Consider the following 13,395-nt stretch of genomic DNA (forward strand, 5'->3'; position numbering starts at 1 on the left):
GGGCTTGAGCTCGTAGCGCGCGGCCGTGGAGAACCCCTTGATCGCGGCCTTCGTGGCGGCGTACGACGAGCGGTAGGCCAGCGGAAAGCTCGCGAGCATCGACCCGATGTTGACGATCTTTCCGCTGCCACGATCTCGCATGCCCGGCAGCACGGCCTGGGTCAACTCGATCGCTCCGAAGACGTTGAGCTGGAACAGCCGGGTGATCGCCTCGATGGGCAGCTCTTCGATTGGACCGCACTGGCTTTCGCCTGCGTTGTTGATCAGCACATTCACCGGGGTGTCGGCGATGCCGTCCACGAACCGCCGGATCGATGCCGGGTCGGTCAGATCCAGGTCGCGGTAGTCGACGCCGGGTATCGGGTCGGCCACCGATGAGCTGTCGCGGCTCGTTCCGATGACGTGGTAGCCGCGAGAGATCAGAACCTCGGCGACGGCCTCGCCGATTCCGGACGTCGCTCCGGTGACTATTGCAGTGTTCATCTACGCCTCTTGTTCACGGTGCGGGTAGGTGCCGGCTTCGTCGCGACAGGTGCCGGGCATTCTGTCCTGCGAAAAGCTGTGGTCGGCACTTTGGTGTGCAGGGACGGCACCGAGGTGCCCGACGCCATGACCGTGCGGTCCGGCCGCACGATGGCGGCGACAGCGTGGCCGCGGCGCAGCCAGACCCCCAGCTCCGACGACGCCGCAACCTCGACGACGACGGCTCCGCGGCGTTCGATCTCTCGACGGTGCCCGACGGCCAGGGGTGTCGACGAGACGAACAGGAACCGGCCCGGTGCGAGGTCGTCCAGACGAGCTCCGCCGTCCAACGGGCTGTTGGGGCAGAGCTTTCCGGCCAGTGTGCGAACCGGAACGGGTGAACGCAGCACGTACGGCGATCGAGCGAGTGACGGGGTGGTGCTGGCGGTGACCTTCTCGCCGATGAACGGCAGATAGCCGAGAGCGGGTGCGATGTTCGCGCGCATGATGCCGGTGAGCCGGCTGCCGCCGGTCATGGCCCATCCGATCGCGACTGCCAACTCGATCATCTGCTTGGCGTGCGTCTTTCGTTCTGTCTCGTAGCTGTCGAGCGAGGTCTCCTTCAGATGCCCGTCGAGCACGCCGACGAGCTTCCACACCAGATTGCGCGCATCCCGCAGCCCTGCGCCCATCCCCTGCCCGATGAAGGGCGGCGTCAGATGCGCCGAATCGCCGAGCAGGAAGACCCGGCGATCACGCCATCGGTCGACCACCTGTGCCCGAAAGGTGTACTCCGCGCTGCGAATCAGCTTCATGTCCGGGATCTCGCCGGAAACGAACCACGGTGCGATGAAAGGGTGGATGGCCGAGAGATCGGTGAACTCGTCGAGGGTCTCGCCGTCGAGCATCCGGAACTCCCAGCGGTAGCGGGTGGGGCCGATGCGCATGTACGTCGCCGATCGCTCGGAATCGCACACCTGGTGCACGCCGTCCCACTGTTCGAGATCGACGTCGGTCTCGATGTCCACGACCAACCATCGCTGCTCGAAACCGAGATCCTCCATTTTCGAGCCGATGGACCTGCGCACCACACTGTTGGCACCGTCGCAGCCGAGGACGTAGTCGGCGGTCACCCAATGTGGCGTCCCGTCCTCGGTCGAGTCGTACCGGACCCGAACCGAATCCTTCAGGTTCTGCACATCGGTGATCTCGCATCCGCCACGCATCTGCACGGAGTCGTAACGCGCGATGTGGGAACGCATCAGACGCTCGAGTTCGGGTTGATCGAACATATTGGCCTGCGGGTAGCCGTGCGGTCGATCATCCGGATCGCGCTCGAACTCGGCCAGGGTTCGAATGTCTTTGGTGCACAGCCTCAGTCCGCGACCGGGACGCGAGATGGCCGCGAAGTCCTCGGACAGGCCCAGATCGCCGAGGATGCGGTACACCTCGTCGTCGAGATGGACTGCCCGCGGCTGCGGGTAGACGTCCTCCCATCTGTCCAGCACGAGGCACGGCACGCCGTACCGGCCCAGCAACAACGCAGCGGTCATGCCCGTCGGACCGGCTCCGACGATCACCACTGGAAAGTGCGTGCCGTCGGACTCGGTACCGGTCATCGGTAGGAGACCCGGGTGCGCTGGACTCCCAGATCGAGGGCTCCGTCGGGAGTCGAGCAGGTCAGTTCGAGGACGTCGCCGTCTTTCAGGAACGCGGGATTCTTGGCCTGCTTCTTGAAGAAGACCTTCCACTTGACCGACGGCGGAACCAGCGATCCGATCATTTCGATCGGCTTGGCGGGGGCCTTCAGTGCGGTTCCGCCGGGAGTTCCGGTGAGCAGCAGGTCGCCCGGGTCGATCCGCTGGAACTTGCTCAGCGCCTTCAGCGACTCGACCGGGCGGTAGATCATGTCGGCGACCGTACTGTCCTGTCGCACGGAGCCGTTGACCCGCAGGGTCAGTGCGAGGTCGCCGAACCGGTCGAACTCGCCGGCCTCCAGAAGAACCAAGCGCGGCCCGACCGGAGTGAAGGTGGGATACGACTTACCTTCGTAGAACTGAGTTTTCGGCAACTGGACGTCGCGGGCCGAGACGTCGTTGGTGAGCACGAGCCCGGCGATGTACTCGGCCACGTTGGAGGCGTCGATCTTGGTTCCGACGGTGAGCGTCTTGCCGAACACCAGTCCGATCTCGATCTCGTAGTCGAGCAGCTTCACGTGCGGCGGCTTGATCACGTCGTCGGTGGGTCCGCTGATGGAGCCGGACGTCTTGCGAAAGAACGTCAGCGGCACGGTGTCGGGGTTCATTCCCGAGTCTTGGACGTGGGAGACGAAGTTGGTCATGTTGGCCATGACGCGGCAAGGCGCCGTCACCGGCGAGATCAACGACAATGTCTCCACGGCAACGACATCGGTCGAACTGCGGGCGGATTCAATGGCAGGCCGATCGGCGAGGAGCTCGGCGGTGCTGACCGCGGAGGTGTCGATGCGTGACGCGCCTGCGGGGGTTTCGACCCACCACGCGTCGGCGGTGCGGAGTACAGCGATGCTCATGAGGATGCCACTTTCATCAGGCCGCGAAGGCGATCGGTGTCGAACTCGTTGTCGTTGCGCAGTGAGGAGAGGATCGATTTCAGTTCGTGCAATGACGCTCTGCTGGGAGCGATTCCGAGGAAGTCCTTCGACGCAGGCGGCCCCCACTGGGCCAAACCGGACGCCGTCATCGGGGCCCAACCGGGTTCGAGGGAGTTGTCGAACATGTCGCCGTCGCTGAAATGCTCCACCAGGAAACCGTCGGGATCACGCCAGTAGTCGAAGATCTGGCTGCCCTGGATGTGTCTGCCGATGCCCCACGAATGTCGGTACCCGCGTTGGGTCAGGTACTCGCCGCCCGCGGCGATGGCATCGAGATCGGACACCTGGTAGGCGGAGTGCACATACCGGTTGGACGGGCCGAGAGTCATTGCGAGAGTGTGATGATCGGACGGAGTGTTACCGCGATCGCAACGGATGAAACTCATCACCGGACCGCGATCACGCTGGCCGTCGTAGTAGAGGAAGTCGCTGACGATCAGGCCGAGGTGATGCAGATACCAGTCCAGATTCTGGAGGTAGCCGGTGCGCTGGAGCACCACATGTCCCAGGCGCTGGACTCGGGCGGGCTGACGCGGTGGCCGCTGCGTCGCGTTGAGTCGAAAGCGCGGATCACCGAAGTTGTAGGTGTGCGCTTCCTGACCGGGAAGTTCGGGATGCTCGGTGTATCCGGACACCACCTGGACGGGCTGCCCGCCCGGATCGGTGAGCGTGACCGCGACACCGCCGAGTGTCTCGGGGAGCCGTTGGACCCGCTGCCCGGTTGCCTCGGCCAATCTCATGAGGTCGCCGTCGTCGGCGGCGGCGAAGGCTGCGCCCACGAAGCGTGTTCGCTTGCCGCGGCGGATGATCACACACGGTGCGCCGACCTGCGTGCCGCGCAGATGGATCTCCTCCGGAGTGCGAAGCGAGACGGTGAAACCGAAGGCGACAGCGAACGCCTCGGCCTTGGTCAGATCCGGCTTGCGAAACTCCAGCCAGGCGATGTCTCGAACCTTGATGATCGGATCTTTCGCGCGACCGGGGTGCTCGCCGGGGAGTGCGCCCTGGTCCACGTGCATGTCCTTGTGGCCGTCGACGTCGTGTCCCATGAAGCCCTCCCTCGTTGGTGACAATATCGTCACCTATGACAGCACTGTCAGTCAATAGTATTGACAAATTCGTCAGCGGTGAGGAAGAGTCAGGGCGTCGACCAGCGGCAGACAGAAGTAGGGAACATGACAGAGACCCCGAATCGGCTCGAGCGGCGCAAAGCGCGCACGCGCGGCGCGCTGATCGCAGCGGCGCAAGGATTCATCGCCCGCGGCGAACTGAACGCTCCGATCGCGGAGATCACCCAGGCCGCCGACGTCGGGATGGGGTCCTTCTACAACCACTTCGTCAGCCGTGAGCAGCTGTTCCAGGCCGCGGTCGACGGTGCCCTGGAACTGCTGGGCAACTATCTCGATTCGTTGACCGACAGCTCGGCCGACCCGGCGGAAGCCTTCACCCGGTCCTTCCGGATCGCAGGTCGTCTGTTCCGGTTGCAGCCGGAACTGAGCCGCGTACTCATCCACTCCGGCCCCGAATTGATCACCTCGCAACACGGTCTCGGTCCGCGGGCGGCCAGAGACATCCAGGCCGGAGACGCCGCAGGCTACTTTCGGGTACCGGACCTCCAGCTGTCTCTCGCGCTGGTGGCGGGCGCGCTGATCGGCCTCGGGCAGTTGTTGCTCGAGCAACCCGATCGAGACGACATCGAGGCGGTCGACCGCATGGCCTACGGCGTTCTGCTCGCCCTCGGTGTACCCGACTCCGATGCCCGGGACCTGTGCGCACGATCTCTACCACCAATGAGCGACGTACCCGCCGTGATCGGGGAGGGCCGGTAGCCGGACCCGCCGGCAAGACTCAGTGCGCGTGCGCCTTCTCCAGGTCCCGGATGATCTCGGCGATCGCGCGGTCCTTCGCAAGTCTGCGTTCCAGAATCGGGTTGAGAACCCCGCGGAACCAGAAGTACGGCGTCCACGTGGTCGGCGCGATGATGCGGGCCCGACGCGTGCGGACCGAGTGCACGAGCAACTCCGCGGCGCGCTGCGAGGGCAGTCGCCGATTCAGCGGCCACGGCAGAAATCCGCCGATCCGCCGGCCAATCGGATCGCTGTCGAGGGTGTTGCGGGCCAGATCGGTATCCACCACACCGAAGTACGCCAGACCCGCTGTTGCGCCCACGGCCGCGAGTTCGATTCGCAGCGCGCGGCCAAGCTGTTCGACCGCCGCTTTGCTTACCATGTAAGCAGACCCGCCCATGCCGGGAGTGAAAGCGGCACAGGACGATACGAGCAGAATGTGGCCACCGCTCGCGACGATCTCGTCGGCCGCAGCGCGCACGATGTTGAGCACACCACCGAAGTTCACGGCCATCACCGAGTCGAAAACCGCGCGGTCGACGGTCCTGATGGTGGCGGGCGGGGGTGTGATGCCGGCGTTGGCGATCACGATGTCGAGACCGCCGAATTCGCTCACCGTCGCGGCCACGCAGTCCGCCATCGCATCGGAATCGGTGACGTCGCCGGTGAGCAGCAGGATCCGTTCGGATCGCGCAGCGTCCGGCGGAAAGTCTCGATCGACCACAGCCACCAAGGCTCCCGCGGATACCAATTCCGCGACCGACGCGGCTCCGATTCCACGCGCTCCACCGGTCACCAACGCCACTTTCCCGGCCAGGTCGATTCGGTTCTTCATGCGAGGTCCTTCGTCGTCACGAGCTCGGTATCGGCCGGGGAATCCACCCTGCGCCAGTGGTAGTGGCCGAGATCGATCGTCGACATACGCTGGGTGAAGTTGCGCACCGAACCGGGCCAGTACGTCACATTTCGACCCGACGGGCTCAGGTAGTAGCTGCTGCACCCGCCGGAGTTCCATACCGATCCCGCGAGCGTGCGGTCGGTGTGTTCGACGAACGTCGACTGCGCGCGCATGCTCACTTCGAGCGCCGTGATCGCGTTGGAGTCCATGGCGCGCAACGCCGCGAGGATGTAGTTCACCTGAGCCTCGATGGTGACCACCTGCGAGGTGTACACCACCGAGTTGGGGCCGAGCAGCATGAAGAAGTTCGGGAAGCCGTGCACCGTGGTACCCCGGTACGACGACATCTCGCCGTCGGGCCATTTGTCCGCCAACGACTTTCCGTCGCGGCCGACGATGCGCCGAAAGCCGGTGTGGCCGGACACGGCGAATCCCGTCCCGAGAACAATCGCATCCACCTCGTGCACGGTTCCGTCGGTGGTGACGATGCCCTCGGGCACGATCCGAGCGATGCCGGTGGTCTCGACGGTGACGTTCTCTCGGCACAGTGCGGGATAGAACTTGTTCGAGAAGGTGGGTCGCTTGCAGCCGAATTCGTAATCGGGCGTCAGCTTCTCGCGAAGAACAGGATCTTTGACCTGACGACGCAGGTGGGCACGCCCCATGGCCGTGAGCGGTGCCAGCAACGAGCGATGGCCGATGAGTCCGGGTACCAACGCTTCCTGGAACAGATCGAACACCCGGCGCATGGCCCGCTGGGCCCGGGGGTACTTCCGAAGCACGGACCTGCCGGATTCGGAGATCGGGCGGTCGGGGTGCGGAAGAATCCATGTCGGCGTCCGCTGGAACAGAGTCAGGTGCGCGGCCTCGGGGGCCAGGCGCGGAACGAACTGCACCGCAGATGCTCCGGTGCCGATGACGGCGATGCGTCGACCCTCGGCGGAGTGCTCGTGGTCCCACTTCGCCGAGTGGAACACTCTGCCCGAGAACGATTCCAGGCCTTCGATTCTGGGCGTGGCCGGTTCGCTGAACGGTCCGAGGGCTCCGATGAGGATGCGCGCCGACCACGTTCCTGCATTCGTCCGCACCACCCACCGGGCCTGCTCGTCGTTCCAGGTTGCGTCCAGTACCTCGTGGCCGAAGCGGATGCGATCCCTGATCCCGAACCTGTCGGTGCAATCGTTGAGGTATGCCTCGATCTCGGGCTGCAGCGGGTACAACCGCGTCCAGTCCGGGTTGGGCGCGAACGAGAACGAGTACAGCGCGGACGGGATGTCGCACTGCGCACCGGGATAGGTGTTCACGTGCCACGTTCCCCCGACCGCGGTGTCGCGCTCGAAGATCAGAAAGTCGCCGCGTCCTTCCTGCTCGAGTCGGATTGCGGCACCGAGGCCGCCGAATCCCGCGCCGATGATCGCGACGTCGATGTGTGGCATCGCCGTGCCGGATTGTGTTGCAGTCATCAGAGTTCGAGCTCCTTCTACAGATCGAGGACGAGAACTTCGCCGTCGACGGCACCGCGCGAGACGCACAGGGTGAGCGAGTACTCGCGTTCGGAGGCATCGAGAACGCGGTCGCGGTGATCGACGCGTCCGCCGACGAGACCGACCACGCACGCTCCGCAGAAGCCCTGTCGGCAGGAATAGGGCTGGTCCGGCCTCGATCGACGGAGGGCATCGAGTGCGGTCTCCTGGGCACCGACCTCGACGATCTCCCCGGAGCGGGCGAGCTGCAACACGAACGGCGTGCCGTCGACCACCGTTGCGGGCGCGAACAATTCGGTGTGGAATCCACGGACGGCCGTACTCGAGAGGGCCTCGGCACGAAGCCTGCTCGCCAGTGCCGCAGGCCCGCAGACGTACATCGCGGAGGTGCCCATCCCGAGATCGACGATGTCCGCCGGAATCGGAAGTCCATCGACATCGTCGGTCTTGACGATCACATGACCACGTGAGGTCAGGGCCAACTGCTGCAGCACGGCAACGAACGGCAGACTCGCCCGAGACCGACCGTGGTAGTACAGCGTCCACCGCGCTCCGTCCGCGGCAGCACGTTCGATCATCGCCCGGATGGGTGTGATGCCGATTCCGGCGGCCACGAAGAGGTAGTGCTCGGCCTCGGCCATCGGAAAGGCGTTGCGGGGTCCGCGAACTCGGAGGACATCGCCGCGGGTGAGGGTGTGAATCTCGGGGGACGCCGTGCCGCCGGGGATCTTGCGGACGCTGATGCGGTAGCGATCACCTGCGCCGGGGCGGCCGGCGAGCGAGTACTGCCGCACGGAACCGGACGGGGTGGTGACGTCGATGTGGGCGCCGGGCAACCAGTTCGGAAGCGGTGCAGCGTCTTTGCGGGACAGCAACAGTGAGCGAACGTCCTCGGCCTCGTCGATCGTCTCGTCGACGACGGTCTCGAATTCGTATCCGACGCTTCGCCGGGGCCGCGCCGGGGACAGGGCCGTGACGATCGAAAAATCGGTGACAAGCTTGGCGTAGAGGCGGGACGCGGCACCGACGGCCCGCAGTCCGATGCCGGGTGCCGTCACGTCGACCTCGCCCAGATGGCTGTGTACCGGAGGCGCTGTGGTCGTCACTGCTGGGCCGCCAGTGCTGCCGGGGAGATCGCCAGATACTGCACGGCCTTGTCGATGTCGCCCATGTTCGAGGGATGGAAGCCCGGGCGAATGTAGAGGGCGAGCTGTACGAACAGGAACGACAGGCCGGGGATCAGGTGCTTACGTGACGCGCGTGCGAAGGCGATCGGCCAGGGCGTCCGCAATCGGCGTCTGCCGGTGCGCGGCGTGGCAACGGAGTTCTGGTACAGGTACGCGGCGGTGCTGAACCACAGCACGGCCAATCCGGCACTGGCGACGACTGCCGTTCGGGCACGGCGGAATCCGCCACCGTCGACGTACTGGAACGCGTCGAATGCGACGTTGCGGTGCTCGAGCTCTTCCGCGCCGTGCCAGCGCAGCAGGTCGAGCATCGTGGGGTCGACGCCGATGCGGTCGAATTCGGTGTTGTCGAGCAGCCATTCGCCCACCACAGCCGTGAAGTGCTCTGCCGCTGCGTAGATTCCGAGGCGCTCGTTCAGCCATGCTTTGCCTGCGCGGCCGGTGAGGCCGTGGTCCCCGTACACCACACCCACGGCGAAACGAATGCGCTGCAGAATCGGTTCGATGTCCACTCCGTGCGCAACGAGATAGTTGCGGAAGCTCTCGTGGGAGGACGCGTGCGTTGCTTCCTGGCCGACGAATCCCACGACCTCCTCGTGCAGCCTGCGGTCGTCGATGAACGGCAGCGCCTGGGCGAACACGTCCGCCATCGCTCGTTCTCCCTCGGGCAGGACCAGGTGCATCACATTCCAGAAGTGGGTGGCGTACCACTCGTGGGGGATGTACTGGAGTGGAACGCCGGACCAGTCGAATGTCACTGCGCGCGCGACGATCGCATAGGACTCGTCCGTGTACTGCTCGTTCGCGTCGACCGCCTTGTTCCGAGACATTCCGAACTCCGTTTCTGCAGGATGGTCACCTGATGCTACATAGCAACAGTATGTGTTGCAATGTTGCATTCAGTAGGAGTTGGACGGCCGATAGGATCGAACGATGCAGCCAGATGGTGACGACGGGCCGATCCTCGATGCCGCCCTGGAACTGTTCGGTGAGGTGGGAATTCCTCGGACCACCATCGGCGACGTCGCCAAGCGCGCCAGGATCAACCGGGTTACCGTCTATCGCCGGATCGGGTCCAAGGACGACCTGGTGCGAGCCGTCATGGCGCGGGAGTCGTCGCGATTGTTGGTAGCGGTGGCGGCTGCGGCTGCGGAACAGACGTCACGCGCGGATCGGGCCGCCCACGGGTTCGCGACCACGATCGACTCGGTGCGCACCAATCCGGTGTTGATCAAGATGTTCGATTCCGAGAGTTCGTTGGTGCTCGAGCAATTGACCACGAACGCATCGGCATTGCTCGTGTCCGCGATCAACGCTGCCGCGCACATTGCCAGGGGTGAACTGGAATCCGACACCTTCGCCGTGCCCGATGCTCCGGAAATCGTTGTGCGCGTTGTGCATTCGATCTTGCTGACCCCGTCGGCCACCGCCCCGCTCGATACGTACGACGATCTGCTCGCGTTCGCGCACCGCAACATCGTGCCGCTTCTCGTCGGAACCACCTGACGCGTTCCTTTTCGAATTCAGGCCCGCGGTACGTACGAGTCGAGCACGCGGAGCAGAGCGTCCTTCAGCTCGGTCCGATTGCCGCCCGGTGTCGGCCTGGCGATCTCGTGCAGGGTGTAGCCGTCGATCAGGGCCAGGAAGTGCCGAGCCGGTAGATGCGGTTCCGCGATACCGAATGCTCCCAGCGCGGCCTCGGCCGCCTCCTCGATCATCCGCATGATTCGGTGCACCGACACCGCGAGCTCCGGTCGCCTACGCACGGCGAGGTACGCCTCGAACTGCACGAGGGAGTCGTCGTCCTCCGGAGAGGACAGCAGTGAGACGAGGTCCATGATCGCGTCGGCGAGATCGTCGCGAGTGAGTCCACCGGATTGCGCGACGTCGAGTAGAGCGTTGACCTTGGTCGTCACGTTCTCGGCGATTCGAGTGATCGCAGCATCGACGAGTTCGCCGACCGAGCCGAAGAAATAGCTGGTCGTCGACGGCGGGAAGCCGGCCGCGTCGGCGACGGACCGAAACGAGACGCGTTCGAGTCCGCGTGTTCCGATCACGCGGATGGCAGCGTCGACCAGGGCGTCGCGGCGCTCCTGGCCGCGCGCGTATCGAGTCTTCCGGCGCTCTTCGGTCATTGCTACAACGTAGCCGGGGTGTTGTCGCTGAGCTCCATCGCAGTGCTCTTCAGCAGGCACTTTCCGTCAATCCTGGCCTAGTGGCCAATATTGAGTTAGTGTCGCCGCTACATCGATCAGCCCGGAAAGGAGCACCGATGAACGAGATCTCGGAAGCCTCGCGTGTGGACGTGGTGGTCGTCGGCGCAGGACTCGCGGGTCTGACCGCCGCCAGGGAACTGACGGCCGCAGGGTTGACCGTCCAGGTTCTCGAGGCCAGAGACCGGGTGGGCGGACGGACGGTCAACCACGCACTCGGTGAGAACTCGGGGGTCTAGACCGGCGGACAGTTCGTCGGTCCGACGCAGGACCACATTCTCCGCCTGGCCGCGTCCGTGGGCGTCGGGACGTTTCCCGCATACGACATCGGATCGAGCGTCTACGTCAAGAACGGACGCGCCCGACGCTTCGACGGCGGAGTGCCGCCGGATCTGGCGGCGCTACCCGACGTGGGGATGCTGGTGGCGCGAATCGATCGGGCTGCCGGGCAGATCCCCGTGGGTAGACCGTGGTCGGCACCGCGTGCCTCCGAGTGGGACACGCAGACTTTCGCCAGCTGGGCCCGAAAACACTCGGCCACCGACGGCGGTGTGGAACTGCTCGACATCCTGCTCGGTTCGGTGTTCGGCGGCACATCCGCCGATGTGTCGGCGCTCTTCGGCCTGGCGTACGTGGCCGGGGCAGGCAACGAGTACACCCCCGGCACCGTCGACCGCTTGATGAGTGTCGCCGGTGGAGCGCAGCAGTGGCGATTTCTCGGTGGCTCACAGGCGATCTGCATCGAAATGGCGTCGCGACTCGGTGATTCGGTCCGCCTCGATACTCCCGTGCGCCGCGTGGAGCAGCATCCGGATCGCGTGGTGGTGCACAGCGATACCGAGTCGTGGGTGGCCCGATCGGTCGTCGTCGCGATTCCGCCTGTTCTGGCCACCCGAATCGACTGGAGCCCTTCGCTTCCCGCGGCGCAGGAAGCACTGTTCCAGCGGATGAACTTCGGCGGACTGGCCAAGTGCGAGGCCGTGTATCCCGAACCGTTCTGGCGCACGAGCGGGCTGTCCGGCCAGGCACTCTTTCGCGACAGCGACGTGCCGGTGTCCTCGATGTTCGACAACTCGCCTCCCGACGGAAGCCACGGAGTGCTGATGGGATTCGTCGGCACCTGGGGCGCGCGCCATCGAGGCGGCCGAAACTGGTCCGAGGGCAACGAATCCGAGCGCCGCGGTGAGGTGCTGCGTGCCTTTGCCTCGGTGGTGGGTCCGCGCGCACTGGAACCGACGGAGTGGATCGAACTGGACTGGACCGACGAACAGTGGACCCGCGGTGGGCCGACCGCGGTGTTGACCCCCGGAGTGTTGACCGGGCTCGGACGGTGGCGCGATGTTCCGTTCGGCCGGGTGCGATGGGCCGGTGCCGAGCACTCCGACTACTGGAACGGATACATGGACGGTGCCGTGCGATCGGGTGAAAAGGCCGCAGCAGAAATACTTTCGACCGAAGGAGAACTCTCGTGGAACAACGCTTCGTAGTCTCGGCTCATCGCACACTCTCGGTGAGCCCCGAGGAGGTCTGGGCACTGACCGGTGACACCAGCCGCTATGCGGAATGGGTGTCCGACGTCCGTGCCGTCACCGCTCATCACGGCACCGCACGCACAGGTGGCGTCTACACCGAGAAAGTGGCGGCACTCGGCCGCTTCACCACCAACGCCACGTGGACCGTCCGGCATCTGGAACCGAACCGACTGCGAGTCGACTCGGGTCAGGGATTCGCGCCGCTCACCAACGTGGCCAACGTCTTTCGCTTCGCACCGCTCAGCGGCGGAACCTCGACCGCGATGACCTTCGAATTCTGGTTCGACGTCTCCCCGCGCTGGCTGGGACGGATTGTGCGACCCATAGCCACCGCCGGGATGTCCGCACGATTCGACATCTCGATGTGCAATCTGGAGGCGCTGATCCTCTCCGTGCGAACCGCGACGATCCGATGAGGGAACCGGTGGAAGTCCTCACCCTCGGGGTGCACATACTCGACACCCTGGTACGGCCGGTGACCGAGATTCCGCACGGTCAGACGGCGGTCCTGGCGGAAGAGATCGCGATGTCCGCCGCGGGGACCGCCGCGGGAACGGCACTGGTGCTGTCCCGGCTGGGTGCCGCGGTGCACACCGCGGGAGTCGTCGGCGCTGATTCGGCAGGCACGTTTCTACTGCAGCTCCTCGCCGACGAGGGCATCGACGTCTCGCTCGTCCATCTGATGGAGGGAGTGCAGACCTCGGCGTCGGTGTTGCCGATCAGGCCGGACGGATCACGGCCGGCTCTGCACGTCATCGGAGCCAACGGCTATCTGGCCCGGCATGTTCCGTGGAACATGTTCCACAACGTCGACTTCCTGCATCTGGGCGGACCCGAATTCTTCGGACCGGACACCGCGCGCGACATCGCGCGGCGCGCCCACGAGGACGGCGTCGTCGTCACCGTCGACAGCCTGGCACCGTCGGTTCCGGAAGGACTCGGTGCGTTCGCCGCCGCGCTGCCCCACGTCGACTACCTGCTGCCCAACGACGAGCAGGTCCTCGGCTGGACCGGCAGCGCCACTGTCGAAGACGGGTGTCGTCGACTGCTCGAGCTCGGAGCGTCCTGCGTGGTGGCCACCGCGGGGGCCTCGCCCACTCTCGTCGTCACGAACAACTCGGCCGTCGAGGTCCCCGCGTA

General features: G+C 65.3%; 13 protein-coding genes and 1 pseudogene. 5 read left to right on the forward strand and 9 right to left on the reverse strand.

Annotation, left to right across the window (positions count from 1 at the left end; genetic code table 11):
• The 4 genes from A2J02_RS24600 to A2J02_RS24615 form a co-directional block, all read right to left on the reverse strand.
• Nucleotides 1-483, reverse strand: a 483-nt coding sequence (locus A2J02_RS24600; RefSeq protein WP_156516372.1) for an SDR family NAD(P)-dependent oxidoreductase, incomplete at its 3' end; no start/stop codon positions are given.
• Entirely contained in the window at nucleotides 480-2,081 is a 1,602-nt protein-coding gene (mhpA, locus tag A2J02_RS24605) for a bifunctional 3-(3-hydroxy-phenyl)propionate/3-hydroxycinnamic acid hydroxylase MhpA (protein ID WP_068054947.1), read from the reverse strand. The genes A2J02_RS24600 and mhpA, both read right to left, overlap by 4 nt.
• On the reverse strand, nucleotides 2,078-3,013 hold the full coding sequence (locus tag A2J02_RS24610) for a fumarylacetoacetate hydrolase family protein (protein WP_068054952.1): 936 nt from the start codon (nucleotides 3,011-3,013) through the stop codon (nucleotides 2,078-2,080). The genes mhpA and A2J02_RS24610 overlap by 4 nt, the downstream gene beginning before the upstream one ends.
• Complete coding sequence (locus A2J02_RS24615) at nucleotides 3,010-4,143, reverse strand: VOC family protein (protein WP_068054955.1); 1,134 nt, start codon at nucleotides 4,141-4,143, stop codon at nucleotides 3,010-3,012. The genes A2J02_RS24610 and A2J02_RS24615 overlap by 4 nt, the downstream gene beginning before the upstream one ends.
• Before the next feature lie 126 nt (nucleotides 4,144-4,269).
• On the opposite strand from A2J02_RS24615, the gene A2J02_RS24620 reads away from it, so the two are divergent.
• Nucleotides 4,270-4,923 carry a TetR/AcrR family transcriptional regulator gene (locus tag A2J02_RS24620; protein WP_068054958.1) on the forward strand — a complete coding sequence of 218 codons (654 nt, stop codon included), beginning with the start codon at nucleotides 4,270-4,272 and terminating at the stop codon, nucleotides 4,921-4,923.
• A gap of 19 nt (nucleotides 4,924-4,942) precedes the next feature.
• Here A2J02_RS24620 and A2J02_RS24625 read toward each other — a convergent pair whose 3' ends face one another.
• Genes A2J02_RS24625 through A2J02_RS24640 form a run of 4 tightly spaced genes read right to left on the reverse strand, consistent with a single transcriptional unit; the run spans nucleotide 4,943 to nucleotide 9,340 of the window.
• Nucleotides 4,943-5,776: an SDR family NAD(P)-dependent oxidoreductase gene (locus A2J02_RS24625; RefSeq protein ID WP_068054966.1), complete on the reverse strand. Its 834-nt coding sequence runs from the start codon at nucleotides 5,774-5,776 to the stop codon at nucleotides 4,943-4,945.
• On the reverse strand, nucleotides 5,773-7,302 hold the full coding sequence (locus A2J02_RS24630; RefSeq protein WP_068054968.1) for a flavin-containing monooxygenase: 1,530 nt from the start codon (nucleotides 7,300-7,302) through the stop codon (nucleotides 5,773-5,775). Before A2J02_RS24630 ends, A2J02_RS24625 begins: the two co-directional genes overlap by 4 nt.
• Before the next feature lie 17 nt (nucleotides 7,303-7,319).
• Complete coding sequence (locus tag A2J02_RS24635; RefSeq protein WP_231911505.1) at nucleotides 7,320-8,429, reverse strand: PDR/VanB family oxidoreductase; 1,110 nt, start codon at nucleotides 8,427-8,429, stop codon at nucleotides 7,320-7,322.
• Nucleotides 8,426-9,340, reverse strand: a complete 915-nt coding sequence (locus tag A2J02_RS24640) for a metal-dependent hydrolase (protein WP_068054971.1) — start codon at nucleotides 9,338-9,340, stop codon at nucleotides 8,426-8,428. Before A2J02_RS24640 ends, A2J02_RS24635 begins: the two co-directional genes overlap by 4 nt.
• Nucleotides 9,341-9,443: 103 nt before the next feature.
• Between A2J02_RS24640 and A2J02_RS24645 the strand changes: the two genes are divergently transcribed.
• Nucleotides 9,444-10,016, forward strand: coding sequence for a TetR/AcrR family transcriptional regulator (locus tag A2J02_RS24645; protein WP_068054981.1), 573 nt, complete (start codon nucleotides 9,444-9,446; stop codon nucleotides 10,014-10,016).
• A 17-nt stretch (nucleotides 10,017-10,033) separates the two neighbouring features.
• On the opposite strand, the gene A2J02_RS24650 is transcribed toward A2J02_RS24645, so the two are convergent.
• Nucleotides 10,034-10,645, reverse strand: coding sequence for a TetR/AcrR family transcriptional regulator (locus A2J02_RS24650; protein ID WP_082899046.1), 612 nt, complete (start codon nucleotides 10,643-10,645; stop codon nucleotides 10,034-10,036).
• A gap of 137 nt (nucleotides 10,646-10,782) precedes the next feature.
• Here A2J02_RS24650 and A2J02_RS24655 point away from each other — a divergent pair.
• The 3 genes and pseudogenes from A2J02_RS24655 to A2J02_RS24665 form a co-directional block, all read left to right on the forward strand.
• Nucleotides 10,783-12,210, forward strand: a pseudogene (locus A2J02_RS24655) (flavin monoamine oxidase family protein).
• Nucleotides 12,192-12,671 (forward strand): SRPBCC family protein, encoded by a 480-nt coding sequence (locus tag A2J02_RS24660; protein WP_082899045.1) that lies wholly within the window; start codon nucleotides 12,192-12,194, stop codon nucleotides 12,669-12,671. Before A2J02_RS24655 ends, A2J02_RS24660 begins: the two are co-directional and overlap by 19 nt.
• 8 nt (nucleotides 12,672-12,679) lie before the next feature.
• A partial coding sequence (locus A2J02_RS24665) for a carbohydrate kinase family protein (RefSeq protein ID WP_068054984.1) occupies nucleotides 12,680-13,395 on the forward strand: 716 nt, incomplete at its 3' end.

Source organism: Rhodococcus sp. EPR-147 (assembly GCF_001647185.1).
Classification (GTDB): domain Bacteria; phylum Actinomycetota; class Actinomycetes; order Mycobacteriales; family Mycobacteriaceae; genus Rhodococcoides.

Excerpts from the sequence above, each read along its gene's own strand:
- A2J02_RS24625 (WP_068054966.1), bottom strand. The coding sequence starts at position 5,776 with ATGAAGAACCGAATCGACCTGGCCGGGAAAGTGGCGTTGGTGACCGGT.
- A2J02_RS24610 (WP_068054952.1), bottom strand. The coding sequence starts at position 3,013 with ATGAGCATCGCTGTACTCCGCACCGCCGACGCGTGGTGGGTCGAAACC.
- mhpA (WP_068054947.1), bottom strand. The coding sequence starts at position 2,081 with ATGACCGGTACCGAGTCCGACGGCACGCACTTTCCAGTGGTGATCGTC.
- A2J02_RS24630 (WP_068054968.1), bottom strand. The coding sequence starts at position 7,302 with ATGACTGCAACACAATCCGGCACGGCGATGCCACACATCGACGTCGCG.
- A2J02_RS24650 (WP_082899046.1), bottom strand. The coding sequence starts at position 10,645 with ATGACCGAAGAGCGCCGGAAGACTCGATACGCGCGCGGCCAGGAGCGC.
- A2J02_RS24640 (WP_068054971.1), bottom strand. The coding sequence starts at position 9,340 with ATGTCTCGGAACAAGGCGGTCGACGCGAACGAGCAGTACACGGACGAG.
- A2J02_RS24620 (WP_068054958.1), top strand. The coding sequence starts at position 4,270 with ATGACAGAGACCCCGAATCGGCTCGAGCGGCGCAAAGCGCGCACGCGC.
- A2J02_RS24615 (WP_068054955.1), bottom strand. The coding sequence starts at position 4,143 with ATGGGACACGACGTCGACGGCCACAAGGACATGCACGTGGACCAGGGC.
- A2J02_RS24645 (WP_068054981.1), top strand. The coding sequence starts at position 9,444 with ATGCAGCCAGATGGTGACGACGGGCCGATCCTCGATGCCGCCCTGGAA.